This window comes from Amycolatopsis sp. NPDC058986, assembly GCF_042741125.1.
Taxonomy (GTDB): domain Bacteria; phylum Actinomycetota; class Actinomycetes; order Mycobacteriales; family Pseudonocardiaceae; genus Amycolatopsis.
The window spans coordinates 23719-43880 of the sequence record NZ_JBHYJW010000055.1 but is presented as its reverse complement, the minus strand read 5'-3'; the positions used below and the strand labels follow the sequence as shown (position 1 = coordinate 43880).

General features: G+C 70.8%; 20 protein-coding genes. 5 read left to right on the top strand and 15 right to left on the bottom strand.

Annotated features, from left to right (window positions below; all coding sequences use genetic code 11):
* Nucleotides 1-129 precede the first annotated feature (129 nt).
* From ACFW0G_RS35370 to ACFW0G_RS35350, 5 genes are all read right to left on the bottom strand, one after another.
* On the bottom strand, nucleotides 130-540 hold the full coding sequence (locus tag ACFW0G_RS35370) for an Imm1 family immunity protein (RefSeq protein WP_378329835.1): 411 nt from the start codon (nucleotides 538-540) through the stop codon (nucleotides 130-132).
* Entirely contained in the window at nucleotides 525-1031 is a 507-nt protein-coding gene (locus ACFW0G_RS35365; protein ID WP_378329834.1) for a DddA-like double-stranded DNA deaminase toxin, read from the bottom strand. Before ACFW0G_RS35365 ends, ACFW0G_RS35370 begins: the two co-directional genes overlap by 16 nt.
* Before the next feature lie 12 nt (nucleotides 1032-1043).
* Entirely contained in the window at nucleotides 1044-1262 is a 219-nt protein-coding gene (locus tag ACFW0G_RS35360) for a hypothetical protein (RefSeq protein WP_378329833.1), read from the bottom strand.
* A gap of 73 nt (nucleotides 1263-1335) precedes the next feature.
* Nucleotides 1336-2112, bottom strand: coding sequence for an RICIN domain-containing protein (locus ACFW0G_RS35355; RefSeq protein ID WP_378329832.1), 777 nt, complete (start codon nucleotides 2110-2112; stop codon nucleotides 1336-1338).
* 86 nt (nucleotides 2113-2198) lie between these two features.
* On the bottom strand, nucleotides 2199-3485 hold the full coding sequence (locus tag ACFW0G_RS35350; protein ID WP_378329831.1) for a DUF58 domain-containing protein: 1287 nt from the start codon (nucleotides 3483-3485) through the stop codon (nucleotides 2199-2201).
* Nucleotides 3486-3597: 112 nt separating this feature from the next.
* Between ACFW0G_RS35350 and ACFW0G_RS35345 the strand changes: the two genes are divergently transcribed.
* Complete coding sequence (locus tag ACFW0G_RS35345) at nucleotides 3598-4023, top strand: Imm1 family immunity protein (protein WP_378329830.1); 426 nt, start codon at nucleotides 3598-3600, stop codon at nucleotides 4021-4023.
* Nucleotides 4024-4142: 119 nt separating this feature from the next.
* Here the strand turns inward: ACFW0G_RS35345 and ACFW0G_RS35340 are convergent, their stop codons facing one another.
* The gene (locus tag ACFW0G_RS35340) at nucleotides 4143-4370 is read right to left on the bottom strand and encodes a DUF397 domain-containing protein (RefSeq protein ID WP_378329829.1); all 228 of its coding nucleotides are present in this window, start codon (nucleotides 4368-4370) and stop codon (nucleotides 4143-4145) included.
* 2 nt (nucleotides 4371-4372) lie between these two features.
* Nucleotides 4373-5221: a helix-turn-helix domain-containing protein gene (locus ACFW0G_RS35335; RefSeq protein ID WP_378329828.1), complete on the bottom strand. Its 849-nt coding sequence runs from the start codon at nucleotides 5219-5221 to the stop codon at nucleotides 4373-4375.
* A gap of 110 nt (nucleotides 5222-5331) precedes the next feature.
* On the opposite strand from ACFW0G_RS35335, the gene ACFW0G_RS35330 reads away from it, so the two are divergent.
* Nucleotides 5332-5697, top strand: coding sequence for a hypothetical protein (locus ACFW0G_RS35330; protein ID WP_378329827.1), 366 nt, complete (start codon nucleotides 5332-5334; stop codon nucleotides 5695-5697).
* A gap of 2 nt (nucleotides 5698-5699) precedes the next feature.
* Here ACFW0G_RS35330 and ACFW0G_RS35325 read toward each other — a convergent pair whose 3' ends face one another.
* From ACFW0G_RS35325 to ACFW0G_RS35310, 4 genes are read right to left on the bottom strand one after another with little or no spacing between them, the layout of a single operon-like run.
* Complete coding sequence (locus ACFW0G_RS35325) at nucleotides 5700-6677, bottom strand: AAA family ATPase (RefSeq protein ID WP_378329826.1); 978 nt, start codon at nucleotides 6675-6677, stop codon at nucleotides 5700-5702.
* Complete coding sequence (locus ACFW0G_RS35320; protein WP_378329825.1) at nucleotides 6674-7813, bottom strand: DUF4350 domain-containing protein; 1140 nt, start codon at nucleotides 7811-7813, stop codon at nucleotides 6674-6676. The genes ACFW0G_RS35325 and ACFW0G_RS35320 overlap by 4 nt, the downstream gene beginning before the upstream one ends.
* Entirely contained in the window at nucleotides 7810-8445 is a 636-nt protein-coding gene (locus tag ACFW0G_RS35315; RefSeq protein ID WP_378329824.1) for a DUF4129 domain-containing protein, read from the bottom strand. Before ACFW0G_RS35315 ends, ACFW0G_RS35320 begins: the two co-directional genes overlap by 4 nt.
* Nucleotides 8442-9710, bottom strand: a complete 1269-nt coding sequence (locus tag ACFW0G_RS35310; RefSeq protein ID WP_378329823.1) for a hypothetical protein — start codon at nucleotides 9708-9710, stop codon at nucleotides 8442-8444. The genes ACFW0G_RS35315 and ACFW0G_RS35310 overlap by 4 nt, the downstream gene beginning before the upstream one ends.
* Before the next feature lie 215 nt (nucleotides 9711-9925).
* Here ACFW0G_RS35310 and ACFW0G_RS35305 point away from each other — a divergent pair, with 215 nt between their 5' ends.
* Nucleotides 9926-11014, top strand: coding sequence for a neutral zinc metallopeptidase (locus tag ACFW0G_RS35305; RefSeq protein ID WP_378329822.1), 1089 nt, complete (start codon nucleotides 9926-9928; stop codon nucleotides 11012-11014).
* On the opposite strand, the gene ACFW0G_RS35300 is transcribed toward ACFW0G_RS35305, so the two are convergent.
* Nucleotides 11007-11474 (bottom strand): hypothetical protein, encoded by a 468-nt coding sequence (locus ACFW0G_RS35300; RefSeq protein ID WP_378329821.1) that lies wholly within the window; start codon nucleotides 11472-11474, stop codon nucleotides 11007-11009. The two genes, ACFW0G_RS35305 and ACFW0G_RS35300, sit on opposite strands and share 8 nt — an antisense overlap.
* Before the next feature lie 52 nt (nucleotides 11475-11526).
* Nucleotides 11527-12609 carry a potassium channel family protein gene (locus ACFW0G_RS35295; RefSeq protein ID WP_378329820.1) on the bottom strand — a complete coding sequence of 361 codons (1083 nt, stop codon included), beginning with the start codon at nucleotides 12607-12609 and terminating at the stop codon, nucleotides 11527-11529.
* A gap of 92 nt (nucleotides 12610-12701) precedes the next feature.
* On the opposite strand from ACFW0G_RS35295, the gene ACFW0G_RS35290 reads away from it, so the two are divergent.
* The gene (locus ACFW0G_RS35290; RefSeq protein ID WP_378329819.1) at nucleotides 12702-13088 is read left to right on the top strand and encodes a hypothetical protein; all 387 of its coding nucleotides are present in this window, start codon (nucleotides 12702-12704) and stop codon (nucleotides 13086-13088) included.
* Nucleotides 13089-13235: 147 nt separating this feature from the next.
* Here ACFW0G_RS35290 and ACFW0G_RS35285 read toward each other — a convergent pair whose 3' ends face one another.
* Together ACFW0G_RS35285 and ACFW0G_RS35280 are read right to left on the bottom strand one after the other, a co-directional pair.
* Nucleotides 13236-16547 (bottom strand): ATP-dependent helicase, encoded by a 3312-nt coding sequence (locus ACFW0G_RS35285; protein ID WP_378329818.1) that lies wholly within the window; start codon nucleotides 16545-16547, stop codon nucleotides 13236-13238.
* Nucleotides 16544-19762: an ATP-dependent helicase gene (locus tag ACFW0G_RS35280; protein WP_378329817.1), complete on the bottom strand. Its 3219-nt coding sequence runs from the start codon at nucleotides 19760-19762 to the stop codon at nucleotides 16544-16546. The genes ACFW0G_RS35285 and ACFW0G_RS35280 overlap by 4 nt, the downstream gene beginning before the upstream one ends.
* Nucleotides 19763-19835: 73 nt before the next feature.
* Here ACFW0G_RS35280 and ACFW0G_RS35275 point away from each other — a divergent pair, with 73 nt between their 5' ends.
* A complete protein-coding gene (locus tag ACFW0G_RS35275) occupies nucleotides 19836-20159 on the top strand; it encodes an MGMT family protein (protein WP_378329816.1) in 324 nt (107 codons plus the stop codon).
* Nucleotides 20160-20162 lie beyond the last annotated feature (3 nt).

Below are 20162 nucleotides of genomic sequence, written 5' to 3'. Positions count from 1 at the left end.
CCTACTCTCCGACGCGCGGCATGTTCTCACGTAAAGCAGGGCCCAGCGCGCGATCGGCGGTCACATGCGCCCGCAGCGGCTCGGACACGCCTTGTCTCGCCCGCCCCCGTCGGCGGAGAGGCGCACTGATCAGCCGCGCGGCTGCCAGTCGATGGCGACCGGGCGTGCACCGGAGGCCATGAACTCGTGGGCAGCCCGCCGAACATCGGCGAGCGGGAGTTCCGCATTGGCCGGGAACTCGTTGGACGCGCCGCCCATGCTGAAGTAGATCGGTGCCTCCGATGCGGTTTCGGCACTGAGGCTGTAACAGCCCTTGCGGTGTTCACCTCCGGCGTAGTGGAGGACTCCGCGTTCGCGCTCCGCATCCAAACCAACGTCGAGCAGGCCCCGCCGGGGTTCGCCGTGGACATGAAACTGGACGATGCGCGGTCCGCCGATCTCCGCGACCTGGTCCAGCACGGCGTCCAGCTCCGCGGCAGTGTGCACGACTACCGGTCGTTGGGCTGGCGAGTCGAACCAGGCGTCTACTGCTTCCACCACGGGGTGGCTCCTCCTCGGTAGATGTCGGTGGTCTTGGTGCCGTCGGGCAGTGTGCCGTGCACGGTGAGCGTCGAGCCTTTCGGCAGGAGCGCAGGGACGAGGGTGTCACATCCGAACGGCCCTTCGCAGGAGGTGTAGTTGATGGCCACCGCGGCGTCGGGGATGCCGTTCTCCGCCATGTGTGCGGCGAGTTTCGTCTCCACGTGGGTGGTCGTGACGGGAGTGACCGGGATGTCGAGGGCATCGAGCTGGCGTTCGGCGGCCTCGGCCATCCCATCCCAACCGCTGGCGATTGGCTGGGCCTCCCCGCCGGCGGACCAGTTCCCATGTGTCTTCCGACCTCGGTCACCGGGCCGAATCGGTGGCGGCAGCCCGGCGCGGAGCCTGTCCTCGGCGGTGGGTGCCAGCGGGCGAGGCACCGTTTTGGGCGTGCTTGCCGGAGATGCTGGTTCCTTCGTGACGCCGAGGCTGTCTCGATAACTGCTGGCCATCCGGTCGATGCCTTAGACCACGCCGATGAACTGCTCGATCTCTGCGGCGGCCTCGGCGAACCCTCGGAGCGCGAGACCCGGTTCCTCGGCGTCGAAGCCTTGGACTGCCTGACTGAGGGTGGCTTGCGCGTCGGCAAGCTCCTGCGCAGCCTCAGTGAGGTGAGTGATCCCTTCCGTGAGCTTCGCGCGGATGCGATCAACCGCTTCCGCCAGCTCCCTCGGGTTCTCCATCCTGCTCCCCTGCCACGACGAGCATCCGATCGTGACATAAGGGCACCGACAAGCCCGTTACCGCGGAAAGGTGTCAGCAGAGACAGCTGCCGTCGAAGGTGATGGTGTTGCCGTCTTCCAGGCTCGCCGAGCCGGTGAAGCGGATTTCGAACTCGCCGGGCTCGGTCAGGAGCACTTTCGGGGAAGACGCCGAGCCGTCCGCGCCGGTCTTGGCCGAAGCCGTTTCCCCGCCACCCTCGAAGACGAGGACGTTTTTCGGCCGCGCCGCCCGCACGTAGAAGTTCACCGGCACCCCGGCCTCGGGCTGGCCGTTCTCCCCGATCACCCGCACCACGAACGGCTCACCCGGCGTCTTCGACGTCAGCCGCTGTCCGTTCCCCGAAAGGATTCCGAGCGTCCGGCCACCGGCCGCCCAGCGGTTCGCCAGTCCGCTCAGCGAACAGACCTCCTGGTACAGCCGCGCCCCCGCCGTCGCCGACTCCGCGGTCAGGCACCGCCCGGAAGCCACGTTCGCGATCTCCACCAGCCCCGGCGTCCCCGCGATCCGGCGCCACTGCTGCAGGCGATCCTTGTCATCGCACGCCGCGATCTTCACCGCGACCCCGTCCACCGGGCTCTGCGCCGCCAGGCACTGTCCACTCGCGACACTCTTGTAGTGCTGCGTTCCCTTGTCATAGGTCCATTTCGCGTTCGCGGCCTTCGCGTCGGCCAGCAGCGGCTTGCCATCCGTGACCGCCAGCGACAACGTCCCGCCGCCATCGGCCAGGTACACCGGCGCGCCGTCGTCAGCCGCCGAGACAGCCGGAAAAGCGAGAACCCACAAAGCGACCAGAGCCAGCACCCGCCGCACAGCACTCCCTCCGCAGAAACACCTCCTTACGAGGCATAACAGCGCCACGCACCCCAGCACCAGCGGATCCACCCCATCGAGGGGGCCTACAGCCGCCCGGCCGCCTTCAACGCCAGATACCGATCCGCCAGCGCGGGCGGCAACTCCTCCGGGACAGCGTCCACGACGTCGACACCGCGACGCCCCAGTCGCGCCGTGACCTGCTGACGTTCGGCCAGCACCCGCGAAGCCGCCGCAGCGTCGTACACCGCTTCGGCGTCCCCGCGGCCTCGGGCCATCTCGGCCACGCGCGGATCCGAGACCGACGCGATCAGCAGCTGATGCCGCGAAGTCAGCGAACTCAGCACCGGGAACAGGCCCTCCTCCAACGGCGCCGCGTCCAGCCCGGTCAGCAACACCACCAGCGCGCGCCGCCGCGTCCGCAGCAGCACCTCGGCCAGCATCCCCCGCGCGTCCGTCTCCACCAGCGACGGCTCCAGCGGCGCCATCGCGTTCACCAGCGAAGGCAGCAACGACGACGAACTCCGCACCTCGGCACGCACCCGCCGGTCGTAGGCCAGCAGATCGACCCGGTCCCCCGCCCGCGACGCGAGCGCCGCCAGCAGCAAGGCTGCGTCCATCGCGGCGTCCAGCCGCGGCGCGTCCCCGACCCGGCCCGCCGACACCCGCCCGGTGTCCAGCACCAGCACCACGTGCCGGTCCCGCTCCGGACGCCACGTCCGCACCATGACGTCCGCCGCACGCGCCGTCGCCCGCCAGTCGATCGAGCGGACGTCGTCACCGATCACGTACTCCCGCAGCGAATCGAACTCCGTGCCCTGCCCGCGCACCAGTACCGCGTTCCGCCCGTCCAACTGCTGCAACCGAGCCAGCCGCGACGGCAGGTGCTTCCGCGAACCGAACGGCGGCAGCACCCGCACCGTCCACGGCACCGCGTGCGAACCCTGCCGCGCCGCGAGCCCCAGCGGGCCATACGACCGCACGGTCACCCGGAACGCCTGCCGATCGCCTCGCCGAGTCGGCAGCAACGCCGTCGTCAGCCTGCGACGCTCCCCCGCCGGGACGGAAAGCCGATGCCGGTCCTCGGCGCCCGCGCTCGGCGGCCACGCGTCCCGCAGCAGCCCTCGCACCCGGCGACGTCCCGGATTCGCCACGACAAGCTCCACCGACGCCGGTTCCCCGAGCCGCACCGAAGTGTCCCCCGACCGCGTGAACGTCAGCCGCCGCACGCTCCCCGCGAACGCGAGATCGACGAGCACCAGTACGAGCAGCACCCCGCCCACCACGAGCAGCCCCGTGCCGGAGGGCAGCAGCAAGCCGACCACCAGCGCCCCGAACAACGCCAGCGCGCCGAGCCTTCCGGAAACCGCCATGGCCAGAGCCTATGCCCGGGCGGCAGGCCCGCCACCTGGGCCTGCCTGCGGGATACTCCCTGACGCTCCACGCACCGAACTACCGCAAGACATTCACCGGAGGCATGAACCCGTGGTCACGCTAGAGGTCTGGTACGACCAGGAGCCGGAGAACGACTTCGGCCCGGGTGACCCGGCGCTCGTCGTCAGCACCCCGGCCGAGCTGGACGAGTTGATCGACCGCATTCTCGCGGAGACGGCCGAGCACGTTGCTCCACCGATGATTCAGGTCGCCATCGCCGGGGTGAAGCGTTCGCCTGTCCTCGAAGTCGGCCTCGGCCAGGACAAGGGTTTTATCGGGTACATCTCCCGGACGGAAGGCGGCGCGACCCACGGCGACGGCGACCCGAACACCCTGGTCGACTACATCTACATGAGCAATCACAGCCAGGTTCCGGCCAGCACCGAGGTTCCGATGGACACTGTGCGCCGTGGGCTGCACGAGTTCTTGGCCACCGGGAAGCGGCCCAGCGTCGTGCATACCGACGGCGCTTCCTGACCGCAGCCTCGCTCGACCGGTCTGGAACGGCGAGTTCGCGTGCGTGAACGGCGAACTCGCGTGACCAGATGGAGAACTCGCGTGGACCAGACGGACGACTCGCGTGCTTGGAGGGTCGGTTACGTCAGGTCGTCGAATTCGCCGGATTTGACGCCGTTGAGATAGGCGGACATTTCGGCACGGGTGAAGAAGACCGCGCCAGCGTCCGGGTGGTTGCTGTTGCGCATGGCGATCCGGCCGTCGGGCAGGGGGGCGACCTCTACGCATTCACCGTTACCCGCGCTGAAGGTGGACTTGCGCCAGGTGACGTCGGTCAGGTCCACGTCGCTCCACGCAGGCTCGGTCATCACTACTCCTTCGCGATCGCGGCGATCCGCTTCCGTGAGGCAGCCGGGCTCAACGCCAGGCCGCGCAGGTGTTCCAAGTCTATCTGGTGTGCCTTGACCTCCCGAGGTTCCTCCAAATAGACGCTCCCGGTGTGGTACTCGATGTACACCAGGCCCGGATCACCTTCCGTAGGAAAGCCCATGACGGTGAACGGCCCACGGATGCCCGGATGTGCGTCGACATCCTGCGGCAGAACCTGCACGGTGATCCGCGGTCGTCCAGCCATCCGATGCAGGTGCTCCAGTTGCCCGCGCATGGTTTCCCTGCCGCCGAAGTTGGCGCGCAGCGCGGATTCGCCGACCACGAACCACAACCGTGGCGCGTCCTTGGCATCAAGGATTTTCTGACGTGCCAAGCGGACCTCGACGGCCTTGTCCACCTCAGCGTCGGCCAGGTCGGGGCTTCCGCCGCGAACAGCGGCTGCCGCGTAGTCCTCGGTCTGCAACAGGCCATGGACCAGCTGCGGATTCCAGACGTGCAGCTCCGACGCACCCTGTTCCAGCCCTACGAAGAGCGAGAACCAGCTCGGGAGCGCGTCGGCGTGGCTTTCCCACCAGCCCTTCTTGCGCGCGTCCTTCGCCGCCTGGAGGTAGAACGGCCAGCGTTCCTCCGGCACGTGGTACATCGGCAGGAGGATCTCTTCGAGATCGCGGACCTTCGGCGCCACCACGGCGGTTTCCAGATGCCCGATCTTCTGCGGCGAGCACCGGATGGCCTTCGCGACCTCCGCGCGTTCCAGCCCGGCTTCCTTGCGCAGCCTCGACATCTCGTGCGAAAGCCAGCGCAGCCACACCGTGGGACTCGACGTCATCGCGACGACCTCTCATTCACCCGAACTGACGATGGTCTCAGCCTAGCGACTAAGTTTAGTCTCTAGAACCACACACAGTACTCAATCGACCACGATCAGCAGGAGTCGCGATGCTATCCCAGAAGCTCAGCCACGCCGACGACGGACACGCCAACCCGCTGGACGCGCTGATCGAAGACCCCAGCGGCCGCACTCCGCTGTGTGAGGAGGAAACCTTCGCCAGGATCCTGGACTCGCTCGCCGCCAACGAGGCGCCACGGCTGTTCGCGATCGTGCAGGAGTACGGCGAGCGGGTCAACGCCCGCATCGCGGGGTGGGGCATGGCCTTCACCGAGCACGCCGAGGCCGTCAGCGTGGACCATTCGCTTCACCTGGTCCTGAAACAGCCCGAGGACGCCTTGCCCAGCTTCGGCTTTGGCAAACACATCCAGGCCCGGCTGGTGTGGGTCGACCAGACCGAGCCCGAACAGGACTGAACTCAGCGCGGCACGGCGACCGAGGCGAGCACCCGGTCCAGCACGCCGTCGGCGGTCACGCCTTCCAGCTCCGCCTCCGGCCGCACGTCGAGCCGATGCCGCAAAGCCGGGCGCGCCAAGGCTTTCACGTCATCCGGCGTCGCGTAGTCCCGGCCGGCCAGCCACGCCCACGCCCGCGACACCGCGAGCAACGCCGTCGCGCCACGCGGCGAAACCCCGAGCCGCACCGAAGGCAACTCCCGCGTCGCCCGGCACAGATCCACGACGTAACCGATCACCTCCGGCCCTACCGTCACGTTCGCCACCGCGCGCCGGGCGGCCTCCAGTTCCGAAGCGCCCGCCACCGGACGCACCCCGGCTGCCGCCAGATCCCGCGGATCGAACCCCTGCGCGTGCCGCAGCAGGATCCCGATCTCGTCGTCCCGCCCCGGCGCGGGCATCGTCAGCTTCAGCAGGAACCGGTCCAGCTGCGCCTCCGGCAGCGGATACGTCCCCTCGTACTCCACCGGGTTCTGCGTCGCGATCACGATGAACGGGTCCGGCAGCGGCCGCGACCGCCCGTCGATCGAGACCTGCCGCTCCTCCATCGCCTCCAGCAACGACGACTGCGTCTTCGGCGGCGTCCGGTTGATCTCGTCCGCCAGCAACAGGTTCGTGAACACCGGGCCCTCACGGAAGGAGAACTCGCCGCTGTGCGCGTCGTACACAATGGACCCGGTGACGTCGCCGGGCATCAGGTCCGGCGTGAACTGCACCCGCGTCGTCCCCAGGTCCAGCGCCGCCGCCAAAGCCCGCACCAGCAACGTCTTCGCCACCCCGGGAACGCCTTCGAGCAGCACGTGCCCCCGGCACAGCAGCGCGAGGATCAGCCCGGTGACCGCCGCGTCGTTGCCCACCACGGCCTTGCCGACCTCGGCGCGCAACGCGATCAGCGCGTTCCGCGCCTCGACCGGCCCGATCTGCGTTTCCGTACCGCTCACAACCGCTCCACTTCACTCTCGAGCTTGTCCAGTTCATCGGCCAGCCGCACCAGCGCGGGATCGTCCGCGGGCGGCGGCCCGTAGAGCATCGCGCCGACCTCGGCGCCGCTCCGCCCGCTGCGCGCACTCACCGATTCGACCACCGCCGCCGGACCGGCGTCCGGCGGCAACCCCAGTACGGAACGCAGCCGCGTCCGCGACGCCTCCCGCAACGTCTCCGCCGCGTGCCCGGTCGCCCGGCCCCGCCGGTACAGCCGCGCCCGGCCCTCCGCGGCCTCCGCCGCCCGCACGACCACGGGCAACGGCTCCGTGACCACCGGTCCCAGCCGCCGTGCCCGCCACAAAGCCAGCAGCACCACCGCGATCCCGGCCTGAAGCGCCCCGAACCGCCAGCCCACGGGGATCAGCTCGGTGATCGACTTCTTGCCGCCGGCCAGCGCCGGGTCGTCGGCCGAGGGCAGATACCAGACCAGCCGCGGATGCTGCCCCAGCAGCCGCGTCACCAGCGCCGCGTTGCCCTGCTCGGCGATCCGGTCGTTCGTCAACGGCGCCGGGGTGCCCAGTACCGTCACGGTCCCGTGCCCGTCGCCCACCTGCACCAACGTGCCCCCGGCACCGTCGCGATAACACGAGCGGGCGCCAGGATCCGTTGAGCGGTAACGGATTCCGCCCATCGTGGCGTCCCCGGCCGCGACCGCGGCGCCGACCGTGCAGGCCGGCGCGAGCGTGCGGACCTCGCCATCGCCGACAGCGTGGACGCCCGGCAACAGTCCTTTGAGGACTTCCGGGCCGGGCGCCACGAGCACCACGTGGGCGGACCGCTTCCGGAGTTCGGCGAGTTCCCCTGGCGGCACCAGATCCGGCTGGGTGACCAGCAAGGTCGCGTTTTCGAGCGCACCGGAGGCGTCGGCGAGCGTGTGCACCGCGCGGACGTCCACCCTCTCGGACCCGAGCAGCTTCGCCAGCGCGCGGCTGCCTTCCGGCTGGTACGAACCGGGCTCGAGCGCACCGGTCGTCTGATCGCCCCTGCTCAGCAGGAGCACCAGCCCGGTCACGAAAACCAGCAGCAGCAAGGCCAGCGGGACTCGCGCCCCACGCCAGATCCGGCGCAGATCCGGCGAAACCGAAGTACTCACGAAATCGCCACCGGACGGGCCTTCCGGCACCGATCGTCCAAATCGGACAGAAAGCGATAGGAGTCCTCGGTGCCGGGACGCCCGCCGTAGTGGACGTCGTCGAAGCGCCGCGCGCCGTCCCGTAACGCCCCGGCCAGCTCCCGCAGCACCGCGCCCGCCTCGGCGGCGGCTTCGTCCGCGGTCCGTCCCGACCGGACGTCGAGCACCGCGCGTTCCTCCAGATCCCGCACCACAGCACGGAATCGCTCCCGCACGGCGTCGGCGAAGTCCCCGCGCGCAGCGGCCTCGGCGGAGGCGCGCCGGTGGTCGGCGGCATTCCGCCGCGCGCCATGGAACACCGGCTGCGACGCCCGCGACGCGCGAGCCACCTTGCCCACCCGCAGCCGGATCACCACCGCGAGCACGATGAGCAGCACCACGATCAGCAGCAGCCCGAAGATCCCGCCGGGCACCACCTGGGACACCGTCTCCAGGAATTCCTCGATCCGCGCGCCGATCCAGTTCGCCGCCTGCTGCAACAACCCGGGCCGCGCCGCCGCGTACCCCGGATCACGCAGCTCCTCGATCGCGCGCAGCCGCGCGGTGTCCCGGTCGATGTCGACCGGGACGTCGGCGGCGAACGGGCCGATCACCGCGGCGGCGTCATCCCGGCCGCGCGGGCCAGCTCGATGTCCATCCCCTCCCGGCGCATCCGCTGGTCGATGTAGACGAGCACGGTGACCAGCGAGGTGAACGGCGCGACCACGGTCTGCACGATCACCGAACCGACCGAGGACAGCAGCAGATCGCCGGTGCTCGGCACCACGACCTTGCCCGGGTTCGTCAGCTGCGAGAACACCCCGGACCCGATGTTGAACGGCACCTGGATGATCGAGCTGATCATCCAGCCGATCAGCGCCGCGAGCAGCAGGATCCCGAGCACCCGCCAGAACGAGCCCGACACCAGCTTCACCGACCGCGAGAACGCCTGCCGCACGGTGCCGCGTTCCAGAATCAGCGCCGGGCTCGCCAGCGCCCAGAAGATGTACGGGATCACCGCGGGCAGCAGGCAGAACGCCGCGGCCACGATCGTCGCCAGCGTGTACAGCACTGTCAGGCCGAGCAGCGGCAGCAACCGCGGCGCGACCGCCCGCATCGACGTCTTGAAGTCGACCGGGCGGCCCAGCACCGCCTTGCCCGCCACCTCGGTGAGGAATCCACTGAGGAACGTGTGCCCGAGCAGGGTGATCACGAGCGTCGGCAACAGCGTGAGCAGCGCGTCGCCGAGCAGGCCGAACGCGGCGTTCCGCAGTTCCTGCTCGGTCGCGCCCGGCCCCAGCCTGGCGACCGTTTCGAGATCCGGCAGCACCAGCGACGACACCAGCAGCTGCAGCCCGGACGTGATCACCGCGACCACCGCCGAGATCCCCAGGATCATCAGCGGATAGCGGCGGATCGTCGTGATCGAGCCGTCGAGGATGTCGCCCAGGTTCAGCGGACGCAGCGCGATCACGCCCGGCTTGCCCAGCCCGTGCGGGTTCCACTGAGGCTGCTGCGGGTAGGCGGGGTAGCCCGGCGGCGGCTGCGTGCCCGGCGGCGGTCCGCCCGGCGCCTGCCACTGCGTCTGCGGCGGCCCCGGCGGAGGCCCGGCACCCGGCACCGGCGCGCCCTCCGGCGCGGACGTCGCGCCCGGCGCGGAAGACCCCGGCGATTCCGGTGTGGACGCGGCGGGCTGCCCCGGCGTCCCGCCCGGCGCCTGCCACTCCGTCTGCGGCGGCCCCGGCGGAGGCCCAGCGCCCGGCACCGGCGTCCCCTCCGGCGCGGAAGACTCCGGCTTCGCGGCCTCCGGCTGCGCGGGGATGCCCTGCTTGGGTGTTTCGGCCCCTTCCGGCTCTGGCGAGCCTCCGGTCTGCGTCATCGCGCCCCTCGTCTCCGACATCGGTTGACAACACTCTTCCAGAGCCCCGCAAACCGGGCCAGAGCTGGGGGGACGTCCGCGCCCGGCGTGCACCGGCACGGGCGGGAGGAGACGATTGCTGGGGACCGACCCCGTTCCCCCGATATGCTGAACCCGGGCCGGGCTCGTCCTGGCCCTTCTCGACCGCTGTGACCTCTAGAACCGGGACCGCATCGATGACGCAACCGCCCCACGGCAACCTGCCGCCGCGCGGACCCGTCCAGCCGCCGCCCGTACCGGGCCCGCCACCGGCCGCGCCCTGGCCGCCGGGGCAGCACCACCAGTTCCCCTCGCCCCCACCACGCCGCTCACCCGGCGCGATCATCGGCATCTGCCTCGGCGCGGTCGCCGTCCTCGTGCTCGGCCTGGTCGCCATCGTCGCGCTCAACAAGAACGACACCCCGGTCGCGTCCACCGGCTACCAGAACACGCCGTCCCCCTCGGCGCCCAGCGAACTTCCCCCGGCCGGCGCGTCGTCGCCGCAGTCGGCCACCGCCACCGCGCCACCCTCGATGTCGTCCTCCGCGCCCAGCAACGAGGGCCCGCAGAAGATCCTCAAGCTGGCCGATCACCCGATCCTGCTGGACAAGAACGCCGGACTGCAGAACCGCGTCTGCGACCTGCCGCCGTGGCAGAGCACCCAGAGCGGCGCGGAGGCCTTCTTCACCGCGGCCAGCAACTGCCTCAACGCGGCGTGGGGCCCGTTCCTGCAGGCCTACCACCTGCCGTTCACCCCGCCCTCGCTGCACTTCCCGACCGGCGCCAGCTTCGAGACCGAATGCGGCACCATCCAGGTCGGCATCGCGACCGCGGCCTACTACTGCGAGAACAACCTCTACGTGCCCTTCCGCGGGCTGCAGACCGACCAGTACGGCAACAACCCCGGCGTCTACCTCGCGCTGTTCGCCCACGAATACGGCCACCACGTCCAGGAGGTCGCCGGGCTGATGGACGCCGCGTGGCAGAAGATCTACGAGGCCGGCCAGAACAGCCCCGCCGGGCTGGAGATGTCACGGCGCAAGGAACTGCAGGCCCAGTGCTTCTCCGGGATGTTCCTCGGCGCCCACGTCGACCAGGGCGGCACGGTCACCCGCGACATGTACAACAAGGCGTGGAACGACCAGGAAACCCGCGGCGACAACACCTCGCACAGCCGCGACCACGGCACCAACGCGCACTACGCGGCATGGTGGCGGGCGGGCGCGACCAACAACCGGATCGCCGACTGCAACACCTTCGCCGCCCCGGCGTCCGAGGTCAGCTGACCGCTACGCGCGGGCCGCGCACGTAGAGGAAGACGTAGTACGCGCCGGCAAAACAGCTGAACACCAGCAGCGCGAGCCCGAGCGGCATCCGCAGATCGCTCGATCCCTGTGACGTCTTCGCCGTGCGCACCGCGAGAGTGCCTTCGGCGGCCGCGCCGCTGGGCACGCTGACCTCGACACGCTCGCCGGGACCGTGACCGCAGCCGCTCAGCGTTCCTTCACGGGTCTTGCCCTCGAAGGAGAACCGGACGGTCTCCATCGGATCGGGCGTCGAGCACGCGGTGGGCTTGACGATCTCCGCCTGCACCGAGGTCCCGGTGTCGGCCGTGTCGATCCCGAACAGCCCCGGCCCGCTGAACCAGGCGAGGAAAACGACCACGGCGCCGACGACGGCCGGGATCGCCACCGAGGTCCATCGCAGGGCGGGCTGTCTGACAGGGTCCGGGCGCACGTCGCCCATGGTTCCAGATCCCGGCGGCGAAACCCACCGCGGCGTCGGCGGCTCACCCGCCTCAGCGCTCGATCTTCTCCGCGGACGTCACCTTTTTCACATACAGCAGGCGGTCACCCGGCTCGATCGCGTCGGCCTGCGGCGCGTCGACCCGGTACAACGTGCCGTCGCGGACCACGCCCAGCACGATGTCCGGCAGATGCCGCGGCGAACCGCCCTCCTCCGACGGCTCGACCGCGCGTTCCGCGATCGCCAGCCCCGACTCCGGCGTCAGCAGGTCCTCGACCATGTCCACCACCTGCGGTGTCGAGGTCGCCATCCCGAGCAGCCTGCCCGCGGTCTCGCTCGACACCACGACCTGGTTGGCCCCGGACTGTTTGAGCAGGTGGACGTTCTCCGCCTCCCGCACCGACGCGACGATGTGGGCCTTCGGCGCCAGCTCGCGCGCGGTGAGCGTCACCAGCACGGCGGTGTCGTCCCGGTTCGGGGCCACCACGACGGCCCTCGCGTGCTGCACCCCGGCCACCCGCAGCACGTCCGAGCGGGTCGCCGAACCGTGCACGGTGACCAGGCCGAGCGCGCCGGCGGCGTCCAGCGCCTGCTGGTCGGTGTCGACCACGACGATCTGGTGGGCCGCGAGGTCCTCGTCCCCGAGCAGCGATTTGACCGCCGACCGGCCCTTCGTGCCGAACCCGACGACGACGGTGTGATCCCGCACCTTCGTCCTCCACTTCTGGATCTTGAAAGCCTGTCGGGAGCGTTCGGTGAGCACTTCCAGTGTCGTCCCGACCAGGACGATGAGGAAGAGCACCCGCAACGGCGTGATCACCAGGACGTTCACCAGCCGCGCCGACGACGTCGCGGGCGCGATGTCGCCGTAGCCGGTGGTCGAGAGCGAGACGGTGGCGTAGTACAGGCTGTCCAGGAGGGACAGTCCGTCGCCGTTCGCGTCCCGGTAGCCGTCGCGGTCGAGGTAGACGATCAGCACGGTCGCCAGCAGCGCGAGCAGCGCGCCGATGATGCGTTTCACGATCGAACGCATCGGGCTGACCGTCAGTTCCGGCATCCGGATCACGCCGACCAGCTCGTGGTCGGGACGGTCGCTGAGCAGGCCGCTCAGCGGCAAACGCTTCAGGCCCTTCATGCACCGGCTCCGCGCGGACGGTGTGCGGCGTCACTCACACCGGCGAGACTAACGGAGAGCCGCCGACCGCGCCGCATGTCAGAGTGTTCGGCATGCCAGCGAATTCTCAGCATTCCCAGCGACCGGCAAAGCTGCTCGCGGGCTTGCTCGTGACCGGCGGGATCCTGCACTTCGTCGTGCCCAAGCCGTACGACTCGCTGATCCCGAATCAACTGCCCGGCAGCGCCCGTGCCTGGACCTACGGCTCCGGCGTCGCCGAGATCGCGGTCGGCGCCGCCGTCGCGGCTCCGCGCACCCGCCGCCGCGGCGCCCTCGCCGCCGCCCTGCTCTTCCTCGGCGTCTTCCCCGGCAACGTCAAGATGGCCCTCGACGCCCAACGCCGCCGCGCGCCACTCCCCTTCCGCGTCGTAGCCTGGCTCCGCCTCCCCCTCCAACTCCCCCTGGTCACCTGGGCCCTGAAGGTCCGCGACCGCGCGTGACCCACCGGAGGTCTCACGTGCCCCACCGGAGATCTCGCGTGATCAGACGGAGATCTCGCGTGATCGGGCGGGGTCCTCGGTCAATCACGTGAGATCTCCGTTCAATCACATGAGACCTCCGCGCAAGCACGTGAGGTCGCCGGTGGATCACGACTCGGGGATGGCGCGGAGGAGGTCTCGGAGGCCGTCGGCGTCGAGGAGGTCGGCGGGGCGGACGGTCCGGTCGGAACGGACGTAGTGGAAGGCCGCGCGGACGCGGTCGACCGGGATCTTGTTCAGCGCGGCCCAGGCCAGCCGGTACGCGGCGAGCTGGACGGCCAGCGCGGGCATCCGGTCCTCGCCCGGCACGGCGCCGGTCTTCCAGTCGAGCACCGTCCAGCCGCCGTCGGGATCGGCGAACACGGCGTCCATCCGGCCGCGCACGGTGATGCCCTCGACCTCGGCGGAGAACGGGACCTCCACCGCGTGCGGCACACGGCGTGACCACTCGCTCTTCTCGAACGCCGCCTGCAACGCCTCCAGCTCCGTGTCCGGCGCCTCCCCGACGTCGGCCGCGCCGGGCAGATCGTCGATCTCCCACAGCTGTTCGCCGGAAAAGCGCTGCTCGAGCCAGCCGTGGAACGCGGTACCCCGGCGCGCGAAGGTGTTGGGACGCACCGGAAGCGGACGACGCAGCCGCTGCGCGAGCAGCTCGGCGTCGTCGGCGAGCGCGACCAGCTGGCTCACCGAAAGATGCGACGGCAGCGCGACGCGCTGGACCCGGTCCTTGGTCCGCGCGTACTCGGCGAGCAGGACGTCGGTGTCGGCGATCCAGCCGTCCGGATCGTCCACAGTGTCCCGATCGTCCTCGCTGTCCACAGCGTCCTCTATGGACTCTTCCGCCGCCGATTCGGGCGGTTTCAGCGGTTCGTCCACAACGGACTCCATGGCCGCGCGCACCAGGTCGACGCCGCTCGCCACGCCGGTCCGCCGATCGCCCAGCGGGTCCACCGGCCATCGCGCCGTCCGGGAATCGGACACCAGCGGGTTCTCGTCGTCCCCATCCGGCTGATCCGCCCAGACGCCGAGATGCCCGACTTCCTCCGAGCGCAGGACATCCGCGATCTCGGTCAGGAACTCCGAAGGCCCCTTCGGCCGCGTGCTGCTCTCGTTCCACCAGTGCCCGGAGACGATCAACGCGTGCTCGGACCGCGTGAGCGCGACGTAGCACAGGCGCCGCTCCTCGTCCGCCTCCTTCGCCGCGAAGCCTTCCTCATGTAGTTCGAGGCCTTCCTGAACTTCCTTGCGGTCATAGCCCTCGGCGACCCGCAGGTCCGGCAGGTCCGCCGAGTCGCCCCGCAACGCGGCGGGCAGCGCCGTCGACGTCCGCAGCCATGACGACGACCGCCGCTTGCCGGGGAACACCTCCTGCACCAGATGCGGGACCGCGACGACACGCCATTCCAGCCCCTTGGACGAATGCACGGTGAGCACCTGGACCCGATCCGGGACGACCTCGACCTCGCCGGGTGTCAGCCCGTCCTCGGCGTGCGCGGCCGTGTTCAGGTAGTCCACAAAGGACAGCAGGGTTGCCGTCGGCGCGGTTTCGGCGTAGTCGGTGACGACCTCGGCGAACGCGTCCAGATGCGCTCGCCCGGCGGATCCGGGACGTGCCAAGGATTCGACGTCGAGCAGCATCGTCCGCTCGACGTCGGCGACCAGTTCGGGCAGCGACTGGTCGAGCCTGCGCCGCAACGCCGTCAGCTCCCGGCCGACCCGCAGGATCCGCCGGTAGCCGTCGGGCGAATACCGTTCCTCCGCACCGGGATCGTCGATCGCGTCGATCAGCCCCGCCTGCTCCGCGCGCTCGGTGACCAGTTCGGGATTGTCCTTTCCCGCGGTGGGCACCGGCGAGGAAAGCTCCCCGGCCCGCCGCCACAACGCCGCGAGGTCCGCGGCCGCCAGCCGCCAACGCGCGCCGGTCAGCAGCCGCGCCGCCGCGCTCCCTGCCAGCGGATCGGCCAGCACCCGCAACGTGCTGACCAGGTCGGCGACCTCGGGCTCGTCGAGCAGGCCGCCGAGTCCGACGACCTCCACCGGCAACCCGCGAGCCCGCAGCTCGGCCGCGATCGGTGCCATGTCGGCCCGCCGCCGCACCAGCACGGCCGCGGTCGGCGGCTTCCCGGTCTCCTCCTTCTCCGCGAACCAGCGTCGCGCCAGCGCGTCGGCCACCCACTCCCGTTCGGCGCGGATGTCCGGCAGCAGCGCGCAGGCGATGTCCGCGGGCCCCGCGCCGTCCCGCGCGCGCAGCCGCTCGACGCCGAGACCGCGGGCGCGCAACGGTTCGGAAATCGCGTTGGCGAGGTCGAGGATCTCGGCCGGATTGCGGAAACTGGTCAACAGCCCGAAATCGTGCGCGGGCACGAGCCGTTCGCCGTCGTGCCGGGGGAAGTCCGTGGTGAAGCGCGGCAGGTTCGCCGCGCTCGCGCCGCGCCAGCCGTAGATCGCCTGCGCCGGGTCGCCGACCGCGGTCACCGGCATCGGCGGGTGCTCGACGCCGCCGAACAGCGCCCGCAGCAGCACGCGCTGGGCGTGCCCGGTGTCCTGGTATTCGTCGAGCAGCACGGCGCCGTAGCGTTCCCGCTCGCCCGCGACCACAGCCGGATAGCCGCTGGCGAGCTGCGCCGCCAGGGACATCTGATCGGCGAAGTCGAGCGCACCCTCGGCCCGTTTGCGCCGGTGGTACTCCTCGACCAGCGGCAGCAGCGCGAGCCGGAACCGTTGTGCCGCCATGATTTCGGTGAGCTTGACCGGCAGTGCGGCCCGCTGTCCCTTCGCTCGCGGGGCGTTTTCGATGACGTCGCACAACCACGACGTGTACTGCGCGAGCCGCTCGGTGGACACCATGTGCTCACCGAGTTCGCCCGCCAGCGCCAGCAGTTGCGCGGTCACCGTCGACGGCACGCGGTCGGTGTCGAGGTCATTGTCCCAAGTGGACACCACGCGGTGCGCGATCTGCCACGAGGACGTCTCCGACAACAGCCGTACGCCGGGCTGCACCGGCAGTCGCAGCCCGTGCTCGGACAGCAGACGGCCCGCGTAGGCGTGGTAGGTCAGGACGGTCGGTTCCCCGGCGAGCACGGTGGCGCGCAGGCTGCCGCTCGGGTCGAGCCGGTCCAGCAGACCGGACCCGGCCAGCCGCCGCAGCCGCGCGCGGACGCGCTCGCCGAGCTGCCGCGCGGCTTTGCGGGTGAACGTCAGGCCCAGAACCCGTTCCGGGGTCACGATTCCGTTGGCCACCAGCCAGACGACGCGCGCGGCCATGGTTTCAGTCTTCCCCGCCCCTGCCCCGGCGACGACGAGGGAAGGCTCGACCGGCGCGGCGATCACGGTGGCTTGTTCCGGGGTCGGGCGGTGCAGGCCGAGCGCGTCGGCGATGTCGGCCGGTTCGACCGGGTTCGCGATGAGCAACGGGCTCACGGGCCGGTCACCTGCCTGCCCTCCGGGCGCAGCGGGCAGCAGCCGCGGGCCGGGCACCGGTCGCAGTCGGGGTTCTCGTTCGCCTGGTAGTCCGGCCCGACCGCGGCGGCCGCCGCGTCACGCACCAGTTCCAGCCACTGCTTGCCGCCCTCTTCGTCGAGCGGCGCCTGGTCCCGTTGCGTGGCACCGGTTTTGTTGTTCGACTTCGCGACATACACCAGCCGCGCGCCGCCCGGGGTGTCCTTGCCCCCGATCGCGCCGAGCAGCACGGCCAGCTGGTACGCGGCCAGCTGGGGATGCGCCTCGGCGTCCGCGCCGGACACCGGGACCTTGCCGGTCTTGATGTCCACGATGACCGGGCGGCCGTCCTTGTCCAGCTCGACCCGGTCGACGCGGCCCCTGAGCATGACGCGGACTTCGTCGTCACCCATCGGCAGCTCGACCTCGATGTCCTGTTCGACGCCGGCTTCGATCAGCTCGCGACGGCTTTGTTCAAGCCAGGACACGAAGTTCCGCAGCATCTGCTCGACGCGGTTGCGCTCCCGGCGGGAGAACCACGGCGCGCCCGCGTCGACCCGCGCCCAGGCGTCGTCGAGTGCCGACTGCAGCTGTTCCTCCGTGCTGCCACCGGCGACCGCCTGCGCGAGGCCGTGCACCAGCGTCCCGGTGACCGCGGCGAGCTGCGCCGGATCGCTGCCGCCGTGGCGTTCGATGAGCCAGCGCAGCGGGCACTTGACCAGAATCTCCACTGTGGACGGAGAAACCCTGATCAGGTCACCGGGCTTGTGCACGGGGTCCTCTGTGGACGGTTCGAGCAGCCCGTACCAGGTGTCCGGATGCGCGCCGGGCACCCCGGCCTTCGCCAGCCGGGCCAGCTGGGTGGCCGCGCGCTGGCGGCGTTCGGGATCGCTCTTGTCGTCGCAGACCACCTCCCGCAGCTCACCGACGAGTTCGGCGAGCACGAGCGAACGTCCTGGCGGCTTCATCCGCGAGTCCAGCGCCCCGTCCTCGGCGCCGTTCTCCTCCAGATCGTCGAGGAAACGCGACGGCTGCTCGTCCTCGCCCGCGACCGCGGTGACGAGCAGTGTCTGCCGCGCGCGCCCGGCCGCGAGGTAGAACAGCCGTCGTTCCTCGGCGAGGATCGGCGCCGTCGCGGACACCTTGTCATCGTCCACTCCGGACAGGAGATCGACGAGTTTTTCCACGCCCAGCACCGAACCACGCAACCGCAGATCCGGCCACGCACCTTCCTGCACCCCGGCGACGGCGACGACCGTCCATTCGCGACCCGCGGCGGCGTGGGCCGTCATCAGCGAGACGCCCTCGGCCGGGATCGCGGCGGGGGCGAGGGTGTCGCCGCCGATGTTCTGCGCGGCGAGGTAGTCCGCGAAGGCGGCGACGCTCGCGCGGGGCAGCCTGTCGACATAACGACCGGCGGCGTCGAACAACGCGACCACCGCGTCGAGATCCCGATCGGCCTGCGAACCGAGCGAACCGCCGCGCTCGACCAACCGCAGCAGCCGGTCCTCCTGACCACTGGCCTGCCACAGCTCCCACAAGACGTTCTCGACGCCTTCACCTCGCCGCACAGCCTCGCGCGTGACGTGCAGCAGCTTGCCGACGCGCCGCACCGGCCCTGCTTCGGCGTCGGCCAGCCCGGCGAGAATGTCCCCGCCCTGCAAGGCTTCCACGAGCAGTTCGTCACTGGAACGCTGACCGCCGCCCGCGAGTTCCAGCCGCCGCAGACCGCGTCGAAGGCGTCGCAACGCGAGCGGGTCGGCACCACCGAGCGGGGAGGACAGCAGCATCTCGGCGAGGTCGACATCGAGCAGCTCGGGTTCCGCGCCGAGCCTGAGCACGGCCAGCAGCGGCCGGACCGCGGACTGTTTGGCCAGCGGCAGTTCCTCGGTCGCCGACCCGATCGGCACTCCCGCGGCCCGCAAGGCGCGTTGCAGCACAAGGAAAGTCCGGGCGGGCGAGCGGACGAGCACCGCGATCTCCGACCACGGGACGCCATCGATGAGGTGCGCGCGGCGTAGCTGGTCCGCGATCCAGCTCGCCTCCGCGGCCGGTGTCGGCATCAGCCGGACGCGGACCTTCCCGCCGCGCGCGTCGGGCGGGGAGACGATCTTGCGATGCGGCGAAGCGCCGGGCAGGGTGGCGGCGAGTTTCGTGACCGCGGTGCGGATCGCGGGCGCGAGCCGGTGTGATGTGGTGAGCGTGACCGTGCGATCGCCGTCGGGATCGGCGTCGGCGAACAGCCGAGGATCGGCACCACGGAAGGAGAACACGGACTGGTCGGGATCACCCGCGACGACGAATTCGTCGGCCGCGTGGCCGATCGCGCGGATCAGCTGGCTCTGCAACGGATCGAGGTGATGGGCGTCGTCGACGAACAGGTGCCGCACGCGGGATTGCTCTCGCGCGCGCAGTTCTTCGTCGTCCTCCAGCGCCAGCAGCGCGGACGTGACCAGCTCGGCGGCGTCCAGCGCGGGCGCGCTCGCCCGGCCGAGCGCGTTGCCTCCTGCGCCGGAGAGCATCGTGACTTCCTCGTACTGCGACCAGAACTTGCCCGCGGCGACCCACTCCTCGCGATCGCGGCGGCGACCCAGCTCGACGAGGTCCTCCGGCCCGAGCCCGCGTTCGGCGGCCCGTGAGAGCAGGTCACGCAGCTCCTCGGCGAAACCGGGGACGAGCAGCGCGGGCCGCAGCTGCTCGGGCCAGTCCTGCGCGCCCGCCTCAAGGTCACCGGCGAGCAGTTCGCGTACGACGACGTCCTGCTCGGCGCCGGCGAGCAGGCGAGGCGCGGGCAGTTCCTCGGCGGCGGCCTCCAGGCGCAGCAGCGCGTAGGCGTACGAATGGACCGTTCGCACCAGGGGTTCACGAACGGTGCGGGGCAGCGGTGAGGACTGCTCGGGATCCGACGTCAGGCGTCGCGTGATGTCGGCCCGCAGCGCCTCGGCGGCCTTGCGGGACGTCGTGAGCAGAAGGACGCTCTCCGGGTCGGCGCCGTCGGCGATGCGGCGGGCGGCGGCGGAGGCGAGCAGCGCGGTCTTCCCGGTGCCGGGACCGCCGAGCACGCGGAGGAAGCCCTGCGGCGCGGACAGCACCCGCCGGGCGCCGGAATCCCAGGTGAACGTGGGCGTGCCGGGGACCGGCGTGCGCACCAGCCGCGCGCTCGCCTGACCCGTTCTCCGCGCGTTCACGTCTCGCATCGAATCACGCCACGGCGACGGCGCCCCGCACCGGCTCGCCGAACTGTCGTACCCATGCGGCAAAGTGCGGGGTATGGACGACGAACTGCACGAACGGGTGCGGTCGGTAATCGCCGACGTGCCGTCGGGGACGGTCGCCACCTACGGCGACATCGCGGCGCTGGCGGGCGCGCCCTCGCCCAGGCTGGTCGGCCGGATCCTCGCCGAGGACGGGCACGACCTGCCGTGGCATCGCGTGCTGCGCGCGAACGGGACGCCAGCGCCGCATCTGCTGGACGAACAGTTGCAACGGTTGCGCGCGGAGGGTGTCTTCCCCGACGACCAGCGCGTTGACCTGCGAAAATACCGGTGGCGCCCGGAAGGCGCCGAAGATCACGAACCGGAGGGGCTTTTCTGACGA